Below are 19,222 nucleotides of genomic sequence, written 5' to 3'. Positions count from 1 at the left end.
TCTAAGCAGCGCTCTGGTTTCATAGAAGCGAATAATGCTAATGAAAGATAGAAGCGAGACTAATAGCTTGAGTCTGACCCTCGAAATCGATCTCCTGCGCTCGTTCGTGGCCATTGCGCAAGCCGGCTCGCTCAGCAAGGCGGCCCAGCGCATTGCCCGGACGCAGTCGGCGCTCAGCCAGCAGATGCAGCGCCTGGAAGCGATCGTCGACCAGCCGCTGCTCCAGCGCACCGGACGCGGCGTGGTGCTGACGAGTTCCGGCGAGCGTTTGCTGGGGCATGCCCAGCGTATGCTTCGTGCACATGACGAGGCGATGGCCGATATGTCGGGCCGAGGGCTAACGGGGACGATCCGCTTCGGTTGTCCGGACGATTACGCTGCGGCATTTTTGCCACACCTGCTGCGCGAGTTTGCCGTCGTGCATCCGCAGGCTTTCGTGGAGGTGATTTGCGAGCCGACACCACGTCTGGTAGCACAACTGGCGCGTCACGCGCTCGATCTGGCGTTGATGTCTCTGCCGGACGGTGTGGACGAGCGCAACGTGATCCGACGCGAGCCGTTGGTGTGGATCGGGAGTCCGGGGCTGGACAGTGTGCTCGACGACCCGGGCGAACCGCTGCCGCTGGCCCTGTCCGACCCCGATACGCTCGACCACATGGCGGCCTGCGAGGCGTTGGCGCGGGTGGGGCGGTCCTACCGGATCGCCTATGCGAGCAGCAATCTCGCGGGGCTGACGGCGCTGGCCCGTTCAGGTCAGGCATTTGCCGTCATGACGCAAACGGCGGTGCCCCCCGACTTACGCATTGTTACAGGTGATACCTTGCCGCCGTTGCCGTCCGTCGGGATTACGGTAAAGTTCGATCGCACAAGTCCCAACCCGCTGAGCGTGGCATTTGCCGATCACATCCGGCAGACGCTGGCGCTGTTGTAGGAAGGGAGCCGTGCAGGGGTGCCTGAATTCACCCCTTTTCGGGGGAATTTGAAGCACAATTGCAGGTTGTTTCAAGACGCGGGCAGAAGCATTCGCGTCATTCAAAAAGAATCGGGTGCCGGGCATTGGGGGACAAGTGGCGTCGTTGACGTCGTCGATGGCCGGAAACCCGGGGGTTATTCAGCTTTTTTGTATCGAGGTCGATATGTTGGCGCGTTTCATGGCGTTTTTCCTGGTGGTCGGTTCGCTGCTTTCGTTGGCAGGTTGCAATACCGTCGACGGCGTCGGGCAGGATATTTCCGGTGCCGCCCGCACCGTCAAGCGCGCGCTGTAAGGCGACGCAAGGAAGTCCAACGCCGGGTGCATCGCTGGCCCGGCTGTTTTGCGCAACGGGGTCTCACTCCGCATCCGTCAGTATGGCTAGCGCTGCATTCACCTTGACGGGCTTGTCGTGAGGAAGGCGATTTTCGTCGACCGTGAGCGAGCGCACCACGCCCGGTTCGAAGATCATGCAGTACGTCGAGCCGCCGTATTGGAAGTGCCCCAGCGCACCTCCCTTTCCGACGTGTTTGCCGCGCTCCGTCTGGAGTACACACGACGACACATCCCCCATCCCGACAAACAGACAGGCGAGCGTGCCTATCGCCGGATCGTCTGCCTTGATGACGACCACCGCGCGCGTGGCCGTTGCCGTGAGATAGCCCTGCGAGTCGTTGAGTCCCGCCTGATCGTCCCCTTCCGGTTCGGCCTCCGAGAAGTACGTGCCCGGCAGACGATACGCAGCGACGACGGTGCCGTCGACCGGTGCGTGCCAGCGGTGATAGTCGTAGGCGCTCAGATACGCCTGATACACCATGCCACCCGCAAAAGGCGCCGCCAGACCTCGATGCGCCGCGCCGAACATGTCGACCAGCGAATACGGTTGCGACTTGATCCAGAACGTGTCGCGCAGACGGACATCGCGCCGCACGTGATACGGGGTGCTCTCGCAGGCGTTGACGACGATGCGCGTATCGTCCGGGGCTGCGACAGGACGGGCGCCCGGCTTGAAGCGTCGCGTGAAGAAGGCGTTCCAGGAATCGAAACCGCCGAATGGCCGGGACAGATCCATCTCGAACGCTTCCAGCCCGAGTCGCGTCTGCGCGGCGGGGCAGAACCACCCGTCGGGGGCTCGCGTGTTGAGAAAGCCTCGCGAGTCGGGGCCGCTGAGGAACTGGCACCACTGGCCGAGCACGTCTTGCATGCAGCGATTGAATTCCGGGTCGCGAAAGCAGGCATAGCCGGAGGGCATGCACATCAGCCAGTCCAGCAGCGCGTTGATCGGGCAGACGATCAGGCTCTTGGTGTCGAACGCGGGGGCCGTCGTGACGACGTAGTCGATCGTCTGCATCAGCGTGTCGATGTCTTCGAAGCCGAGCCGATGGCCATCGTCCCACGCTTGCGAGATGGCGAGGCTGAAGTCCATGCGCCGCACCGGGTCGTCGAGAACGCAATCGCGCATGCGCGCGACGGTGGGGCTCAAGGGGGTCGTGGTCGTGCGCGCCCGTGCGCGCCGCACGAATTCGGTGCGCAGATCCGCGATGGCGGCCTCGTTTTCCGTGATCCACGCGCCGAGCCGGTGTCGTGACGATGGGCTTGCCGGGTTAGCACGCTTAGGCGACGGTGAGCGGGCGTTTGACGTCATGGTGTATTTGAGTGCCTGGCGAAGGGGGCGAAGGGCGCGCTCGATGTCGGGCAACCTCCCGTTGTCTTGCGCGCCACGGGATGCCGTTTCCCGACGCAATTTTCGTGCACGGCGCCGGTGCACGCGGTTACGTCCTCAAGATGGTTTGACGGCGGGTATTTCGTACAAACCGATGTAGATTTCGCACGCCACGTGAGTCATTTCCCGTTGGGTCTTGTTTTGCCTGATGAATGTCGTCTACCAGACGCTAATCAGTCGCTAACGCACCGTATATGGGCTGTATATGTGCCGTATATCGCATCTTTCTTTGGGAAATTGCACCAATAAGCGCCGACCCGGTTAAGTTGTCTCAAGTTTTTTGCTTTCGCGCCGTTGGAGCCGCTAATGCTGTCATCAAGTCACGTGTATCGTGCCGGGTGGCGGAGGGGGCTGCCGGTGTCGGCGGCCACGCTCAGGAAGAAAGGCGGAAGCGCAAATGTTGAAAAATTGGACGATTCGTTGGCGGTTGCGGGTGGCCGTGGCCAGTCTGGCCGGTCTGGTGCTTGTCGTCGGCGCGCTGGCGCTGATCGGGCTGCGAGGTACCGTCGGCAGCCTGCACGAGGTGTACGAAAAGGAGTTGGCGAGCACCCGATTGCTGGGGGAGTCGGAGATCCAGATCGGGCGAGCGCGCGCGGTGGTATTACGCGCCCCGCAGGCCCCGAGCGATGAGCTCAGGTCCGCCGACGTTCAGAAGGGCAATGAGTATTGGGGCGAGTCAGAAAAGGCGTGGCAAGCGTATCTGACGCTCCCGTCCGACGCCGAAGAGCAACGCCTCGCCGCTCAGGTGACGAGCGCACGTCAGGCGCTCAAGGACGCCTTCACGCTGATCCAGAACAGCATCGCCGCCGCACAGACCGACGTCTATTACGCGCAGGCGGCCGCGCTGGGCAAGCGCTACACCGCGTACGTCAACGCCAACGAGGCGCTCAAGACGCGCTACGACGCACGCGCCAAAGCCAGCTTCGACTCGGCGGTGTCCACCTACGACCGGCTGTTCGCCGTGACGCTCGGCGCGATTGCATTCGCCGTCATCGCCGCGTTCCTGACGGCGCGCTCGTTGAACCGGTCGATTACGCGTCCGCTTGACGATGTGCTCGGACACTTCCAGGAAATTGCCGACGGGAATCTCCAGCGTGCCGTGCACGTGACGTCGAACGACGAGATGGGACGTCTGCTCGAAGCGCTCGCCAACATGAAGGCGCAGCTCAACGAAACGGTGGCCAAGGTGCGCAAGAGCGGCGAGGCGATTGCCGCGAGCGCGCGCGAAATCGCGTCGGGCAATCTGGATCTGTCGGCGCGCACGGAGCAACAGGCGGCTTCGCTCCAGCAGACTGCGGCCAGCATGGAACAGTTGACGAGCACGGTGAGGCAGAACATGGAGCATGCGCGTCAGGCCAATCAACTGGCGCGTCAGGCGAGCGAACAGACCGGGGCGGGCGACAAGGCGATGGTCGAAGTCACCGACACGATGCATGCCATCGACACGGGGTCGGCCAAGATTCGCGACATCATCGCGCTCATCGACGGCATTGCCTTTCAGACCAATATTCTGGCGTTGAACGCCGCCGTGGAAGCGGCGCGCGCCGGAGAGCAGGGACGCGGCTTCGCCGTGGTCGCGGGTGAGGTGCGTACCCTCGCGCAGCGCTCGGCGAGTGCGGCGCGCGATATCAAGACATTGATCGAAACGTCTGCCGAGCGCTCGACGGCGGGCAGCCGTATCGTTGCAGAGGCAGGCGCGGCGATGAACAGCATTGCGCACAGCGTGCAACGCGTGACGGACATCATGGCGGAGATTTCGGCCGCCTCGGAAGAGCAGACCTCGGGCATCGATCAGGTCGCACGCGCCGTCACGCAGATGGACGAGGTGACGCAGCAGAATGCGGCGCTCGTCGAGGAGGCATCGGCGGCGGCGCAGTCCCTCGCGGAACAGGCCGAGTCGCTGAAAGCCGCCGTCGCCGTGTTTCGTCTGGCGCAGCACGACGACGGCGGGCCTGACGTCATGACTACCGGGACTGCGGGCATGGCTCGGGCCAGGCTGTACGCCGTGGCGTCGTGAGCCATTGCGTCCCGTAGCGCGTTACTCAGATCGACGAACGTCCCCACCATTCGCGCACGTAATCGCCTCGTTCGGGGCGCGGCGGGGCTTCCTTGGGCTCGGACGGTGTGCCCACAAAGAGGAAGCCCAGCAACCGCTCGTTCGGCTCGAAGTCGAGAATATTGTGCAAATCGGCGTCGTAGGCGTCGGGGCCCGTTGCCCAGAATCCGCCGTAGCCGAGCATATGGATGGCGTTGAGCAGATTCATGCCGGCCGCGCCCACGCTCAGTAGCTGTTCGACTTCCGGCACCTTCGTTTCCGTCGAAATCGAGGCGGCGATCACGATGATCAACGGTGCCCAGAAGGCCCGGCGTCGGCGCTGCTCATGGGTCTGCGCAGGCGCGTCGGGGTTGCGTCTGGCGGACGCTTCGACCAGCGCCTGACCGAGATCCTCGCGGGCTTCGTCGCGCACGATCACGAAACGCCACGGACGCAGACGTCCATGATCGGGGGCGCGCAGCGCGGCGTCGAAAATCACATTCAGTTCGGCGTCGCTCGGCGCGGGCGCGGCCAACGGCCAATGCGACCGACGCGACAGAAGCAATTCAAGCGGGGATTCGATCGAGGATTCAAGCGCCACTTGATGCGACGCGGCGCATAGAGCCGCGAAATCGGGGGTAGTGCCGGGGGTAGTGCCCATCGGGGGGAATCTCCAGAGACAGAATCGTAATGATCGGTGATCTCGGAAGATATTGCAAAATGATTCTCATTAGCGATATTGCGAGCCGTTGCTGCGTCTGTCTTTTTCTGCCGCCACAGCGCGATTTCACGCGACGATGAAGCGGCGCTCGATGGGAAATACTTGTAATCTACGCATTCACTTCCACTCGCGCCGGTCCGGCGAAGCCCATCCATGAGCCAGCAAAAACCTGTTGAATATGCCTGCGCCACGCCCGAGGTCAAAGCCGTCTTCGATGACATCAAGGCCACTCGCGGCGTTCCCGACGTCAACAACTTCTGGAAGTATATTGCGCAGCATCCGCCGACTCTCGAACGCACGTGGGATAGCCTGAAGGATGTGATGTCGGCCGGTGCGCTCGATCCGCTGGTCAAGGAGCTGATTTACGTCGCTGTGAGCGTCACGAACAATTGCGGCTACTGCGTTGCCAGCCACACGGCGGGCGCGCGCCGCGCGGGCATGACCGACGAGATGTTCGGCGAGTTGCTGGCGGTAGTCGGCATGGCCAACGAGACCAACCGACTGGCCGTCGGCTACCGCGTGCCGATCGATCCTGCTTTCGAGTAAGTCGCTAGCCCAACGGCACGCGGCACCTGCCGAGCGCTCAGCGCGCTACGCCGCGTGCCATCCACTGACGATATCGCCGCGTCTGACACGCCGCACCCAACTGCTGCGCGATGAGCGCCCGCACGGGCGAGACTGCCGGATGGGTCGTGCGGCCGGCGCTCAAACGCCTGAGCTGAAACTTCACGACGGCCATGTTCGCCAGCGAACCGAGCGTTTTGTTCTTCCACTGGATCGGTTGAATCCGCGGCTCGGACGCCTTGCCCGCCCGCCACTGATTCGGCAGTTGCGGGTCGAGCGAGAGCGCCGTCGCGATACCGACCATGGCCGTACCGCTCGCGATCACCTGTTCCGCGACAGCGCGACGGCGAATCCCGCCCGTCACCATCAGCGGCATGCTGGCCACGGCCACCATCTCCTGTGCGAACTCCAGGAAATAGGCTTCGCGCGCCAGTGTGCGTCCGTCGCGCGCCTCGCCCTGCATGGCGGGCGCTTCATAGCTGCCGCCGGAGAGCTCGACCAGGTCGACGCCGAGCGCGCCAAGCATTTCGATGACACGACGCGCTTCGTCCGGCCCGAACCCGCCGCGCTGGAAATCGGCCGAGTTGAGTTTGACGGCCACCGCGAATTCAGGGGCGACGGCGTCGCGCACCGAGCGCACGACATCCAGCAGCAATCGCGCGCGGTTCTCCAGACTTCCGCCCCAGCGATCCAGACGTTTGTTGGTCAGCGGCGACAGGAACTGGCTGAGCAGATAGCCATGCGCCGCATGAATCTGCACGCCGGTAAACCCGCTGCGCTCGGCCAGCCGTGCGCTGTGGGTAAAGCGTGCAATGACGTTGGCGATATCTTCGTCGGTCAACGCTTTGGGCATCGCGAAACGTTTCGACAGCGAGCCCAGTTCGAGGGCGACTGCGGACGGCGCCACCGTCGGCTGACCGAGCGCAGACTGCATTTGCCGCCCCGGATGGTTGAGCTGCATCCAGACCTGCGCGCCATTTTGCCGTGCCGTCTGCGCCCAGCGACGAAAGCGGGCGAGGTGAGCATCGTGCTCCAGCACGACACCGCCGGGACCGGTCATCGCGCGGGCGTCGATCATGACGTTGCCGGTGATGATCAGGCCGGCACCGCCGCGCGCCCAGGCGTCATACAGACGGAGCAACGCGTCCGATGGCGCGTGCTCGGCGTCTGCCATGTTCTCTTCCATGGCCGCCTTGGCGATGCGGTTGGGGATCGATGTGCCGTTCGGCAGGGTGAGCGGAGTGAAGAGGGTCATGGTCGTGCCTCGAATCTTCAGTTGACGATGGCATGACCATAACCTTAAAGTTAACTTTAATGTCAAGCGGTGGGAGAGGGGAAATGAAGATCGGTGAACTGGCGCAGGCAAGCGGCGTGGCGGCGTCGCGAATCCGTTTTTACGAGACGCAGGGATTGTTGCCGAACGCCCAGCGTCAGGCCAATGGCTACCGTGAATACGACGACGACGCGCTCACGCGTCTCAATCTGATTCGTCGGGCACAGAACGCAGGGTTCTCGCTGGACGAAATCCGCGCCATTCTGCCGCCGGATCTCAACGAATGGCCGCATGACACGCTGCTCGACGCGTTGCGTCGAAAGGTGCATGAGATTGAGACGCTGGCGCGGAGTCTGGCGGCGTCCAAGCGCAATCTGACGCTGCTGATCGACGCCATCGAGCACCGCAAGGAAGGGGAGGATTGTCAGGTGGCGGCGCAGCGCGTGCTCTCGTCGGTACGTCACAGTGACGATGTGCCGGACGCGGCGCCTGGCGTGTCCCGACGCGCGTCTGCCAGACAGCGCGACTGACGCGGCGCCCGACACCGCGCGATATCGCACGGCACGACAACCTTAGCAGCTTGCGAGGATCTCGTTCGCCTTCGCGATGACGGGCGCGTCGATCATCTTGCCGTCCAGCGCCACGGCAGCCCCGCCGCTGGCATTGGCCGCGGCCACCACGCGCGCCGCCCACGCCATCTCGTCGTCACGCCACGCGAAAGCCGCGTGGACCGGGGCAATCTGCCGTGGGTGGATGCACAACTTTCCACGAAATCCGAGTGCGCGGCTGCGACGCGCCGAGGCTTCGATCAGTGCCGCATCGTCGAGCGTGGTCGTCACGCCGTCGACCGGCGCCGCAATGCCCGCGATGCGTGACGCCAGCGTCAGTTGCGAGCGGAAGTAGAGGAGTTCGTCGCCGTCGCCCTCGATGCCGATGTCGAGCTGGAAGTCGATGGTGCCGAACATCAGTCGCTCGACGCGCGGTGCCGCGGCGATCTCCTCCAATGCGGCGAATGCCTGCGCGGTCTCGATCAGCGGCACGAGCCGCAAGCTCGGCGTCGCGCTTTGTGCCGCGCGGTGCAGCGTGGCGGCGTCTTCCGTCTTTGGCACGATGAGGCCGCTCAGCGGTGCCCATTCGGCCAGCGCGGCGACGTCTGCATCGAACCACTCGGTCGACGCGGCATTGATGCGCACGTAGACGGGCACCGACGCGTCGGGCCGCAACGCCTTGAGCCAGCGCACCACATGCTCGCGCGCTGCGTATTTGTCGGCAGGGGGCACCGCGTCTTCGAGATCGAGAATGACGGCATCTGCCCCCGAGGCGCGCGCCTTGTCGAAGCGCTCCGGGCGATTGCCGGGAACGAAGAGCCAACTGCGAACGACAGGAATGGCCGGACGGTTTGCGGTCGTCGACATCGCTTACACCGCCTGCGCCGCGTGCAGCGCTTCGATCTGGGCAGACGAGCGGCCGAGCTCCGCGAGGATGGCGTCGGTGTGCTGGCCGAGCGCAGGAACCGGGTCCATGCGCGGTGTGAAGTCCGGCCCGGCGCATGGCATGCCCGGGGGAATGGGCGCCTGGATCGTGCCATTCGGCGTTACCACCGCGGCCCAGCGCTCGCGTGCGGCGAGTTGCGCATGCTGCCAGACGTCGTGCATCTCATTGAGGTTCGCGTTGGCGATGCCGACCGCATCGAGGCGGCTCACCAGTTGCGGGGCATTCAACTGCATGAAAACGTCGTGGATGATGGCGCGCAACGCGTCGCGGTTCTCCAGACGCATGGGATTGGAGGCGAAGCGTGCATCCTCGACCAGTGTCGGCTGTTCCAGCACCTTCTCGCAGAAGATCTTCCATTCGCGTTCGTTCTGCAACCCGAGCATGACCGTCTTGCCGTCGCCCGTCTCGAATGGGCCATACGGGAAAATCGTCGCGTGAGCGGCGCCTGCGCGCGGCGGCGGCGTCTGATCGTCGACAGCGTAATAGAGCGGGAAGCCCATCCACTCGACCATGCATTCGAGCATGGAGATGTCGATGCGGCAGCCGCGTCCCGTCTTGCCGCGCTGGATCAGCGCCGAGAGGATGTTCGTGTACGCGTACATGCCGGCGGCAATGTCGGCGATGGAGCAGCCGGCCTTGGCCGAGGCATCCGGCGAGCCCGTCACCGACAGGAAGCCGGACTCACTCTGGATGAGCAGGTCGTAGGCTTTCTTGTCCCGGTACGGACCCTCCGGGCCGTAGCCCGAAATGCCGCAAACGATGATGCGCGGATAGCGCTCGGAGAGCGACTCGTAACTCAGGCCGAGGCGGTCCGCTGCGCCGGGGGCGAGGTTCTGCACGAGGACGTCGGCATCGGCGAGCAGGTCATGCAGGACGGACTGGGCGGCGTCCTGCTTCAGGTCGAGCGTCAGGCTTTCCTTGGAGCGGTTCGTCCATACGAAATGCGACGACATGCCGTTCACGCGGGCGTCGTACGCGCGGGCGAAGTCGCCTGCGCCGGGGCGCTCGATCTTGATGACGCGTGCGCCGAGGTCGGCCAGTTGACGGGTGCAGAACGGCGCCGCAATGGCGTGTTCGAGCGCGATGACCTTGATGCCGTCCAGGGGCCTCATGACAGAAATCTCCGAGAAAATTAAGCGAGTGGGGGCGATCGCCGCCTCAGACGATCTTGGCGAGCACGATGAGGCTCAGCGTGATCGTGATGGCGCCGCCGATGCGGGTCGCGATTTGTGCGAACGGCATGAGTCGCATGCGGTTCGCGGCGGTGAGGATGGCGACGTCGCCCGTGCCGCCCATGCCGCTGTGCGTGCCGACCACGATGGCGGCGTCGATGGGATGCATATTCATGCGGCGCGCCACGACGAAGGCCGTCGCCATGAGCGTGAGAACCGTTGCGACGATCGTCACCAGCGTCGGCACGTTGAACGACGCGACCACTTTCTGCCACGGCGTGATCACGACACCGATGGCGAACAGCAGCGGATAAGTCACGGCGGTGGCGAAGAACTTGTAGACGACACCGGCACCGGCTTCGAGCTTCGGCGAGAAGATGAAACCGATCTTCGCGGCAACGGCCAGCACCAGCATCATCACTGGACCGGGCAGCCCGAGCGTGTTCTGCGCGAGCATGCCGACGAAGTACAGGCACACGGCGATCATGCCGGCGGCGGCGATGTCTGTGGCGTCGACGGCTTTTGCGGGGCCGTCATGAACGTCGTGCGCGCCGAGATCGTCGTTGCCGGAGCGCATGAGCTGGCCGTTGCCGGTCAATGACGGATAGCGCTTGCCGATGGCGTTGAGTACGCCCGAGAAGACGATGGCGCAGACGTTGCCGAGCATCACGGCGGGCAGGGCGTGCGCGAGCAGGTCGCCGGCGCTCTGATGCATGACTTCGGAGTAGCCGATGGTGAGCGGGATCACGCCTTCGCCGAGACCGCCGGACATCACCGGAATCACCACGAAGAACACCGTGTGGAACAGGCCCATGCCGAGCATCGTGCCGACGGCAGTCCCGACGATGCCAGCGAGCACCGAGCCGATGGCCAGCGGCACGAAAATACGCACAAAGCCCCCGATCAGCACCTTGCGGTCCATGCTCAGAATGCTGCCGACGATGATGCCGGGGATAAACAGATACAGGAAGTTGCTTTGCTTCCAGAACGCCACGATGGGGGTGACGACCGACGGGGGCAGTGCGTTCGTGAACACGAGCCACGACGGCAGAAACGTCACCAGAATGACGGGGCCGCCGATGCTGCGGAAAATCGGAATGCGTTGGCCGATTTCCATGCAGGTGAAGCTGCATACCGCGAGCAGGGCGATGATCGGAGACAGTTCGGCGGAGAGCTTGCCGGTCGTCAGGATCGTCGTCGCGATGGCGGCGATCAGCACCAGATGAACCGGCAGCGGCACGATGCCAACGCGCATGTCCATGAGACGCCACCAGAGATCGCGCAACGGGTGGGTTTGCACTGCCTGTGAAGTTGCCTTCGCGCCTTGGCCGCCTTGCGCGGCAGTGGCGGGGAGTCCGTCTCGCATCCTGCTGTCTCCGTCTGTTTGTCTGTTTGGAATGGCTTTGTTGACGGGACTATAGGCGCGCGCGAACCGGTGGAGGAAATACCGATTTTGGATGTGGGTATAGGGTGAAGCTATGGCTTGTTCTTCTCGTCGCGCGGTAATCTCGGTTTTGCGGTCGTTGAGTGGGCAAGAAACCGGGTTTTCTCCAATTCCATATAGCAGTACGCTATGGCTTTTCCCTAATTGCCAACCGATGCATGCGACGCATGCCGGTGGCCTGAGCCGTCATGGATGTAAGACAACTGCGGAATTTTGTAGCGATCGTCGATAGCGGCAGCGTCTCGAAAGCGGCCGAGCGGTTGCATATCGCGCAACCGTCGCTGAGTGCACAACTGCGCGGACTCGAAGACGAGTTGCAAGCGCAATTGCTGGTACGCAGCGCCCAGGGCGTCACGCCGACCGAAGCGGGCAAGGCGCTGTACCGGCATGCGCGCGTGGTGTTGCGGCAGATGGAGCAGATACGCCAGGAAGTGCGCGAGGGCGGGGGCAGCGAGGCGGGACCGGTGGCTGTCGGCTTCCCCACGACGATTGCGTCCATTCTTGCCGTGCCGTTGTTTGCGCGTGTGCGTGAGCAGTACCCCGGCATTCGACTTCAGATATTCGAGAGCATGAGCGGGTACATCGGCGAGTTGCTGGCAAACGGACGTCTCGATCTCGCGATGCTGTTTCGCGACTCGGAGACGCGGGGCATCTCGGTGATGCCGCTCTTTGACGAAGAGCTGTACGTGCTTGGCGGACATCGGGTGTGTCCGGAGATCTATGAAGGGACATCGGATGGCACGTGCGCGTTGGCGAAGCTGGCCAATGTGCCGATCGTTGCGCCGAGCGCATCCAACGGCCTGCGCTTGCTCATCGAGCGCAGCTTCGCGCAGGCGAATGTGGAACTGAACATCGTCGCGGACATCGACTCGCTGCCGACGCTCATCGACATCGCCCGTTCGGGCGACGCCTGTTCGATTCTGCCCGTGTCTGCACTGGCGTCACGCGAGGCGGCCTTGTGCCCGCCGTCCCGACGCATCGTCGCACCGCACCTGCAACGACCGGCCAGCGTGTGCTGGTCCAACTCGCTGCCGGTCGGCTCGGCGACCGTAGCCGTGCGTCAATGCATTGCCGATCTCATCCGCGAGCTACAGGCCGACGGACACTGGACGGGGATTACGTTGCGTGCCGTTGAGGGGCCGACAGGATCTTCAGACGAGGCGCACAGCCGCGACTCGACCTAATTCACCGTCAACCGAACCTCACTGCCGCATCCCGATGGCCAGACGGTTGAACGCGCTCATCAGGGCGATGGCGAAGCTCAGGTCGGCGATTTCGGCGTCGGTGAAGTGCTCGCGCAGCGGTTCGAAGTCTGCGTCGGGGGCGTGCGTCTGGTCGATGGCGACGACCGATTCCGTCCAGGCCAGGGCTGCGCGTTCGCGTGCGCTGTAGTGCGAACTCACGCGCCAGCCAGCCAGACTGTCGATCTTGACGTCCGGTGTGTCGCCAGCGCGAAGCGCCTTTGAATGCATTTCCAGACAGAACGCGCATCCGTTGATTTGCGACACACGCAAATAAACCAACTCGACCAGCGGCTTGCCGAGGCTGCTCTTCTCCAGCGCCTTCTTCGTCGCGGCAAACCCTTGATAGGCTTCAGGCGACAACGTGTAATAAGACAGGCGAAGCGTACTCATCAAAACTCTCCAGAAAAAGTGACGCAAAGTGCGAATGGCGGGGGCTTGTCACAACGTCACCACTTTAAGAGAATCATGTCCTAGTCGTCAGATGCAAGAATTGACGAAATCAATAGGACATTCAAAATGGACTTCCCGTCCCTCACGCCGGGAGCCGGCGACGACGTACCGCTCTATCTGCAGCTCTACTGGCGTTACCGCGATGCCATCGCCAGCGGAAAACTCCGGGCGGGCGATCGCGTACCGTCTGTGCGCAGTCTGGCCAGCGAAATCAATGTGGCGCGGGGCACCGTCGAACTGGCCTATCAGATGCTCACCAGCGAGGGCTACTTCTCGCCAAGGGGGGCGGCCGGGACATTCGTGTCGCCGCGTCTGGCGTTGCTTGGCGAAACGGCGCCCATGGCCGCCCCAACGCCCCCGGCACCCGCGCCATTCGAGGCCGAGATGGCCGCTGGCGTACCGCGTCCGTTCCAACTGGGCCTGCCCGCGCTCGACGCCTTTCCGCGCAAAACCTGGGTGCGTCTGGCGGGGCGGCGTCTGCGCATGATGGATCTCGCGTCCATGGTCTACCCCGAATCGGCGGGGTACGGGCCGCTAAGACATGCCATCGCCACCTACCTCGGCATCTCGCGCGGCATTGCATGCACCGCCCATCAGGTCTTCGTAACCCCCGGCTACCGTGCCGCGCTCGATCTCGTGTGCCGGACATTGCTCAAACCGGGAGACGAGGGATGGTTCGAAGAGCCCGGATACCCCTTTGCGCGTCAGTTTCTGACGAGTGCCGGCATGCGTCTCGCACCGATTCCCGTGGACGGCGAAGGACTCGATGTCAGTCACGGCATGCAACGCGCGCCCAACGCTCGCTTCGCCGTGGCAACACCCACGCATCAAAGCCCCACGGGCGAAACGCTTTCCTTGCCCCGACGACTCCAGTTGCTCGACTGGGCGGCCCAACAGAAGTCGTGGATCGTGGAAGACGACTACGACAGCGAGTTCCGCTACCACGGGCGCCCGTTGCCTGCATTGAAGAGCCTCGACCGGGATGGCCGGGTGCTATACACGGGGACATTCAGCAAAGTGCTGTTTCCGGGGCTCCGCCTCGCGTATCTGGTGGTTCCGGCTGCGCACATCGAGCGCTTTGCGCAGGCCGCGAGTCAGCTTGGCGGTCCGGCTTCTGTCCCGGTGCAAGCCACCGTGGCGGACTTCATGGAGCAGGGACACTTTGCGAGGCATCTGCGCAAGATGCGCACCCTGTATGCCGAGCGGCGGGGTTACTTCGTCGATGCGCTTGACGAAGTCTTCGGCGACGACTTGTACGTCCAGCCTCAGGCAGGGGGCATACAAACCTTGGCGTATCTGCGACGCGCGTTCGCCCGGCGAAGCGACGTATCGATAGCGGAAGCGGCGCATCGGCACGGACTGGCGGTGCATGCGCTGAGTCGCTGGTACGGCAGCACGCCCACGGGGTCGGGATTGCTGATGGGGTTCACCAACATACCGGATCGGGAGGCGGCATTGGCGTTGAGCCGTCGGTTGAGGGCGGCAGCAAAAGCGGGTTGAAAGGGAGGCGAGCGATCAATAAGGCAAAGCGGCACACGCTGAAGCAGACGCAACCCGGATAAGACCCCATCAAGACAGGTGCTTTCGAAACCCGCTATCCTTCGTGGATTGGCGCCATCGCGTCCCGAAAAAAATTCCGTGCCGACGGCGATAGCAACCGCGCCGGCACTACAAGCTTTCCAGGAGTCCCCCACGTGGCAGCGTTCGACATCGACGACATCGTTTCCTCATTGCACGCCGCCCGTTTGCGCTGGCGTGACGGTCAGCGGCGTTTGCTGGAGCCCGGCGGCCGCGATCTTCCGTCGCGCGAACGGCTTGCGGACATCGTCGTGCAACTCAAGGGGGCGCTGTTCCCCATGCGTCTCGGCCCGCTCGACCTGCACCAGCAAGGCGAGAACTACTACGTCGGCCATACGCTCACCAGCGTCCTTAGCGGTCTGGCAGAACAAGCCCGTCTCGAATGGCGTTACAAAGCGCGTCATGACGCCGAAATCACCGCAACGCTGATCGAAGAACGTGCGCATTCGGCCATCCAGAAGTTTGCTGCCAAGCTCCCGGAAATCCGCGAATGGCTCGATCAGGACGTGCTCGCCGCCTATCAGGGCGATCCGGCCGCGGGCAGCGTCGACGAAGTGCTCATCTGCTACCCCGGTATTCACGCGATGATCCATCACCGGATCGCGCATGAGTTGTACCGCCTCGAACTGCCGCTGCTCGCCCGTATCATCGCTGAGCAGGCGCATTCCGAAACCGGGATCGACATCCACCCGGGCGCGCAAATCGGCGCCGGATTCTTCATCGATCACGGAACCGGTGTGGTCATCGGAGAGACAGCCATTCTCGGTCAGCGAGTGCGCGTCTATCAGGCCGTCACACTCGGTGCCAAGCGCTTCCCGGCCGACGACGACGGCAACCCGCGCAAAGGCCTCGCACGTCACCCCATCGTCGAAGACAATGTCGTCATCTACGCCGGGGCGACGATTCTCGGGCGCGTCACCATCGGTGAAGGTTCGGTTATCGGCGGTAACGTCTGGCTCACGCAGGACGTCCCCCCGTTCAGCAATATCACGCAGGCACGTTCCCGTACCGAGGCAGGATCGCCGCCGGTGTCGGGTTGCGACAATGAGCGGTAACGCCTGACAACCGCTTGTCGCGACAGCTTCGGATCGCGGCGCCGTCAGGCAGTTTCCGGCGGGGCGGCGATACGTGCGCGGACCTCGGGCGACGCGAGGCACGTTGCTACCGCTTCGAAACCCGGCGCGCCAGCATAGGGTGCGACGCGCACCGGCGGACTGTGATTCGCCGGGCAAAGCACGATCGCTTCGTCGGGGCCGACCGCGGCCAGATCCAGAATCGACGATGAGCGCGTCATCATGAACAGCGGTGGTGTGCGAGTCTTCGCGCGTTGCCGCAAATAGCGAATCAGCGCCTCCTGCGTGTTCTGTGCGAGATCCTGCTCGATCATGTCGACGACAAGCGCCCCTGGGCGTTCGGCTTCCAATGCCGCCAGCAGCCCCGTCAACGCCTCGGACGCCTGTGCCCCTTCGTCCAGCAGCCAGGCCTGCGCCTGATCGACACGGCCTCGCAATGCCGCGTCGTGCGCAAGCGAGCGGAGCGCGGCATCTCGTCCTTGGGTCAGCCGATCCAATCCGAGAAACGTGCCGTGCGGCATGGCCTGTGCCAGGCACATCGCCAAACGCGTCTTGCCGCTGCCCAGCGAGCCGATGATGTAATTCAACGCACGGATGTCGCGCAACTCGAACCACTCGCCGCCCCATGGCCACGGCAACGCGAACGCCACGCTGGGCGCGGCGCGCTCGATGAGGCCGGGCAATTCGCCGGTGGCGGGCATTCTGCCTGCGGCAAGCCCCGCCCGCAGGCTCCGAATCGTCTCCAGCCGATGCAGACGGTCGCGGATCTCGACCTCCAGCGCCGCTTCGTGCGACTCGAGCGCAGACGCCAACGTTTGCGCGTCGCCGTTGAGCACGCGCGCCACCTGCGCCAGACTCAGGCCCAAAGCGCGCAAGGCCACGACTTCGGCCGCCCGCACCATTTCGTTCGGGCCGTAGACGCGATATCCCGCGGCCGTGCGTCCGGGCGATAACAGGCCGTGGTGTTCATAGAGCCGAAGCGCTTTGTTGGAGACGCCGAGCTGGCGTGCCGCATCGGACGCATTCAGGCTTGCCGTCACATTTGCCGCCAAATCCTTCATCGTTGACCTCTTGGTGTTGACCGGGTGACGCCATCTTCAGGCCGGCCCCAAGGGGCAGGTCAACGGCATTCGGCGTCAATTGGCCAGTCAGACGATCCCCGTTGCCCCGGCTATCGCGCACAACGCGACCACAGCCAGCGGCGGGGCCTTCCAGCGGACCAGCAACGCGAACGCGACGGCGGCCACAGCGAAGTCGGCCGGGCTGTGGACCGCGCTCGTCCATACCGGGGAATACAACGCCGACGCCAGAATGCCGACCACTGCGGCGTTCACCCCCGCGAGCATGGCTGCCGTCGATGCATTCGCCCGTAATGCTTGCCAGTGCGGCAGGGCAGCGATCACCAGCAGCAGTCCGGGCAGGAAGATACCGATCGTGGCGAGCGACGCCCCGAGCCACGAATTCGATGGGCCTGCCGAGAGCCATCCGAGAAACGTGGCGAAGGCGAAGAGCGGGCCGGGCACCGCCTGTGCCGCGCCATAGCCTGCCAGAAAGTCGTTCGACGACACCCATCCCGTCGCCACGGTCTGCTCCTGAAGCAGCGGCAGCACGACATGGCCGCCGCCGAACACCAGCGCGCCCGAGCGATAGAAGCCGTCGAAAATGGCGACGGCCCGCTCGCCGGTAAGTGGATGCAGTAGCGGGAGTCCGGCCAGAAGCAGACAGAAGAGCGCGAGCGCGATGACGCTTGCGGTGCGGGAGATTCGGAATCCAAGCGGTGACGTGAGAGAGGGCGTGACCAACGGCGCGGCCGAGCGCACCAGCCCATAACCCAACGCGGCCCCGAGCACGATGACGATGAGTTGCGCGAAGACCGTGGTCGTCAAAGCGAGAACGGCGATGGCGATCAACGCAATGGCGGCACGCCGTGCGTCCGGACAAAGCCGTCGCGCCATATCCCAGACCGCTTGCGCCACCACCGCGACGGCGACCAGCTTCAGGCCGTGCAGCACGCCGTTGCCCGCCGTGCCGCCCAGATGCGGCGCAGCGATCGCGCACACGGCAAGCAGCAACGCCGACGGCAGCGTGAAACCGCACCAGGCGGCGAGGCCACCGAGCCAGCCAGCGCGCAGCAGTCCGATCGAGAAACCGACCTGACTACTCGCCGGGCCGGGGAGAAACTGACACAAGCCGACCAGATCGACAAAACTCGCGTCGTCGAGCCAGCGACGCCGCTCCACGAATTCACGCCGGAAATAGCCGATGTGGGCGATGGGGCCACCGAAGCTCGTCAGGCCCAGCATGAGAAACACGCGCAGCACGTCGAGTGCGGCGCGCGGGGTTGAGGGGGTATCCGGGACTGCCCGGAGATCGGACTTCGAGGGATCCAACGTACGTTATCCGAGGGACGAAATGCGTCGAGCATAGCAGCGATGCGGTGACGTCGGAGTGACGCGACATCGCGCTGTGTCTCGTTCGCTCGGCATCAAGCCGATCTCGCGTGCCCGAACGCCGGACTTGCTCGCTCGAACGTTTCCTAATGGCATTAGGTAAATAGCTTGCTTGGTTAGGAATTGATTCGAGGGTTGTCATGGTCAGAGCGGGATTGACAGTAGAGCGTCTGGTGGAAGGCGGGGCGGAATTGGCCGACGAGATCGGCTTCGAGCATCTCACCGGGGCGGCGCTTGCGCGCAAATTCGACGTGCGTCTGGCCAGTCTTTACTCGCACGTGAAAAACCTGGACGCCCTCAAATGCCAGATCGCCATGCTCGCGCTGGCGCAACTCGCCGACGCGGCGGCGCAAGCAATGGCGGGCCTCTCAGGACAAGACGCCCTGCGCGCGCTGGCCGACACGCATCGCGACTACGCCCGACGCCATCCAGGGCGTTTCACCGCTGCGCGTCATCCGCTGACGTCCGAGCAGGCGGGCGCGAGCGCCGGTCCGAAGCTCACGCAACTGATTCGCGCCGTGCTGAGGGGCTACCGCGTGTCCGAGGCGGAACAGGTTCACGCCGTACGTTTTCTCGGTGGCTTCTTGATGGGCTACATCACGCTGGAGTCGGCCACCAGTTTCTCCCACAGCGCCCCCGACGCTGACATTTCGTGGTGTCGAAGTCTGGAGGCGCTCCATGTGTCGCTCCAGCACTGGCCGTCGACGCCCGACGCCAGCTAGCGTCCCTATTTCTTCATTTCGCCGAAACGTCGTTCATGAACACGCCTGTCGATGGCGTGCGGGTCCCCGCACGCACCCGGGGTTTCGTGCCGACGTTCATCCAGAGCGGCACGCGCGATCTGTTCCTGTCGAATGCCGTTCGCATGCACCGGGCGTTGCGTCGCGCGCAGGTGCCTTGCGAGTTGCATATTTTCGAAGCCATGCCACACGGCGGGTTCATGGGCGCGCCGGAAGACCGGGAGTTGCGTGCGGAGGTGGTGCGCTTCGTTCGTGAGCATCTGCCGGTCGCACCGACGGACTAAGTGACGG

The 19,222-nt window shown here is 64.1% G+C and carries 19 protein-coding genes; 10 read left to right on the top strand and 9 right to left on the bottom strand.

Translation table 11 applies throughout. The annotated features are described in order from the left end of the window. The first annotated feature begins 40 nt into the window (after positions 1-40). Both ACIPHM_RS01570 and ACIPHM_RS01565 read left to right on the top strand, forming a co-directional pair. A complete protein-coding gene (locus ACIPHM_RS01570) occupies positions 41-931 on the top strand; it encodes a LysR family transcriptional regulator (RefSeq protein WP_400323777.1) in 891 nt (296 codons plus the stop codon). A 136-nt stretch (positions 932-1,067) separates the two neighbouring features. Next, a complete protein-coding gene (locus ACIPHM_RS01565; RefSeq protein WP_400323775.1) occupies positions 1,068-1,265 on the top strand; it encodes a hypothetical protein in 198 nt (65 codons plus the stop codon). A gap of 63 nt (positions 1,266-1,328) precedes the next feature. Here ACIPHM_RS01565 and ACIPHM_RS01560 read toward each other — a convergent pair whose 3' ends face one another. Next, positions 1,329-2,615, bottom strand: coding sequence for a phosphatidylserine decarboxylase family protein (locus tag ACIPHM_RS01560; RefSeq protein ID WP_400323771.1), 1,287 nt, complete (start codon positions 2,613-2,615; stop codon positions 1,329-1,331). Positions 2,616-3,090: 475 nt separating this feature from the next. On the opposite strand from ACIPHM_RS01560, the gene ACIPHM_RS01555 reads away from it, so the two are divergent. Beyond that, complete coding sequence (locus tag ACIPHM_RS01555; RefSeq protein WP_400323769.1) at positions 3,091-4,710, top strand: methyl-accepting chemotaxis protein; 1,620 nt, start codon at positions 3,091-3,093, stop codon at positions 4,708-4,710. A 25-nt stretch (positions 4,711-4,735) separates the two neighbouring features. Here the strand turns inward: ACIPHM_RS01555 and ACIPHM_RS01550 are convergent, their stop codons facing one another. After that, positions 4,736-5,389 carry a nitroreductase gene (locus tag ACIPHM_RS01550; RefSeq protein WP_400323766.1) on the bottom strand — a complete coding sequence of 218 codons (654 nt, stop codon included), beginning with the start codon at positions 5,387-5,389 and terminating at the stop codon, positions 4,736-4,738. 213 nt (positions 5,390-5,602) lie between these two features. Between ACIPHM_RS01550 and ACIPHM_RS01545 the strand changes: the two genes are divergently transcribed. Further along, entirely contained in the window at positions 5,603-5,995 is a 393-nt protein-coding gene (locus ACIPHM_RS01545; protein WP_400323763.1) for a carboxymuconolactone decarboxylase family protein, read from the top strand. Between the two features lie 37 nt (positions 5,996-6,032). Here ACIPHM_RS01545 and ACIPHM_RS01540 read toward each other — a convergent pair whose 3' ends face one another. Beyond that, positions 6,033-7,268 (bottom strand): NADH:flavin oxidoreductase/NADH oxidase family protein, encoded by a 1,236-nt coding sequence (locus ACIPHM_RS01540; protein ID WP_400323760.1) that lies wholly within the window; start codon positions 7,266-7,268, stop codon positions 6,033-6,035. An 83-nt stretch (positions 7,269-7,351) separates the two neighbouring features. Between ACIPHM_RS01540 and ACIPHM_RS01535 the strand changes: the two genes are divergently transcribed. Next, positions 7,352-7,816, top strand: a complete 465-nt coding sequence (locus tag ACIPHM_RS01535) for a MerR family transcriptional regulator (RefSeq protein WP_400323758.1) — start codon at positions 7,352-7,354, stop codon at positions 7,814-7,816. A 42-nt stretch (positions 7,817-7,858) separates the two neighbouring features. Here the strand turns inward: ACIPHM_RS01535 and ACIPHM_RS01530 are convergent, their stop codons facing one another. The 3 genes from ACIPHM_RS01530 to ACIPHM_RS01520 are packed head-to-tail and all read right to left on the bottom strand — an operon-like array spanning position 7,859 to position 11,318. Further along, positions 7,859-8,701 carry an HpcH/HpaI aldolase/citrate lyase family protein gene (locus tag ACIPHM_RS01530; RefSeq protein ID WP_400323756.1) on the bottom strand — a complete coding sequence of 281 codons (843 nt, stop codon included), beginning with the start codon at positions 8,699-8,701 and terminating at the stop codon, positions 7,859-7,861. A 3-nt stretch (positions 8,702-8,704) separates the two neighbouring features. Continuing rightward, positions 8,705-9,892, bottom strand: a complete 1,188-nt coding sequence (locus ACIPHM_RS01525) for a CaiB/BaiF CoA transferase family protein (RefSeq protein ID WP_400323754.1) — start codon at positions 9,890-9,892, stop codon at positions 8,705-8,707. Between the two features lie 46 nt (positions 9,893-9,938). Continuing rightward, complete coding sequence (locus tag ACIPHM_RS01520) at positions 9,939-11,318, bottom strand: 2-hydroxycarboxylate transporter family protein (protein ID WP_400323751.1); 1,380 nt, start codon at positions 11,316-11,318, stop codon at positions 9,939-9,941. 266 nt (positions 11,319-11,584) lie between these two features. Between ACIPHM_RS01520 and ACIPHM_RS01515 the strand changes: the two genes are divergently transcribed. Beyond that, a complete protein-coding gene (locus ACIPHM_RS01515; protein WP_400323748.1) occupies positions 11,585-12,580 on the top strand; it encodes a LysR substrate-binding domain-containing protein in 996 nt (331 codons plus the stop codon). 18 nt (positions 12,581-12,598) lie between these two features. Here the strand turns inward: ACIPHM_RS01515 and ACIPHM_RS01510 are convergent, their stop codons facing one another. Then, a complete protein-coding gene (locus ACIPHM_RS01510) occupies positions 12,599-13,030 on the bottom strand; it encodes a carboxymuconolactone decarboxylase family protein (RefSeq protein WP_400323745.1) in 432 nt (143 codons plus the stop codon). Positions 13,031-13,156: 126 nt separating this feature from the next. On the opposite strand from ACIPHM_RS01510, the gene ACIPHM_RS01505 reads away from it, so the two are divergent. Both ACIPHM_RS01505 and epsC read left to right on the top strand, forming a co-directional pair. Continuing rightward, a complete protein-coding gene (locus tag ACIPHM_RS01505; protein ID WP_400323742.1) occupies positions 13,157-14,590 on the top strand; it encodes a PLP-dependent aminotransferase family protein in 1,434 nt (477 codons plus the stop codon). 194 nt (positions 14,591-14,784) lie between these two features. Beyond that, positions 14,785-15,723 carry a serine O-acetyltransferase EpsC gene (gene epsC / locus ACIPHM_RS01500; protein WP_400323739.1) on the top strand — a complete coding sequence of 313 codons (939 nt, stop codon included), beginning with the start codon at positions 14,785-14,787 and terminating at the stop codon, positions 15,721-15,723. A gap of 44 nt (positions 15,724-15,767) precedes the next feature. On the opposite strand, the gene ACIPHM_RS01495 is transcribed toward epsC, so the two are convergent. Together ACIPHM_RS01495 and chrA are read right to left on the bottom strand one after the other, a co-directional pair. Next, complete coding sequence (locus ACIPHM_RS01495; RefSeq protein ID WP_400323736.1) at positions 15,768-16,802, bottom strand: MerR family transcriptional regulator; 1,035 nt, start codon at positions 16,800-16,802, stop codon at positions 15,768-15,770. A gap of 87 nt (positions 16,803-16,889) precedes the next feature. After that, a complete protein-coding gene (chrA, locus tag ACIPHM_RS01490; protein WP_400324298.1) occupies positions 16,890-18,044 on the bottom strand; it encodes a chromate efflux transporter in 1,155 nt (384 codons plus the stop codon). Between the two features lie 287 nt (positions 18,045-18,331). Between chrA and ACIPHM_RS01485 the strand changes: the two genes are divergently transcribed. Then, positions 18,332-18,913, top strand: coding sequence for a TetR/AcrR family transcriptional regulator (locus ACIPHM_RS01485; RefSeq protein ID WP_400323733.1), 582 nt, complete (start codon positions 18,332-18,334; stop codon positions 18,911-18,913). A 35-nt stretch (positions 18,914-18,948) separates the two neighbouring features. Then, positions 18,949-19,215: an alpha/beta hydrolase gene (locus ACIPHM_RS01480; RefSeq protein ID WP_400323730.1), complete on the top strand. Its 267-nt coding sequence runs from the start codon at positions 18,949-18,951 to the stop codon at positions 19,213-19,215. Positions 19,216-19,222: the final 7 nt, after the last annotated feature.

The sequence above is a fragment of the Pandoraea sp. NPDC087047 genome (assembly GCF_044745225.1).
Taxonomy (GTDB): Bacteria; Pseudomonadota; Gammaproteobacteria; order Burkholderiales; family Burkholderiaceae; genus Pandoraea.
The sequence above is the reverse complement of the archived record's forward strand: the minus strand, read 5'-3'. Positions and strand labels throughout refer to the sequence as shown.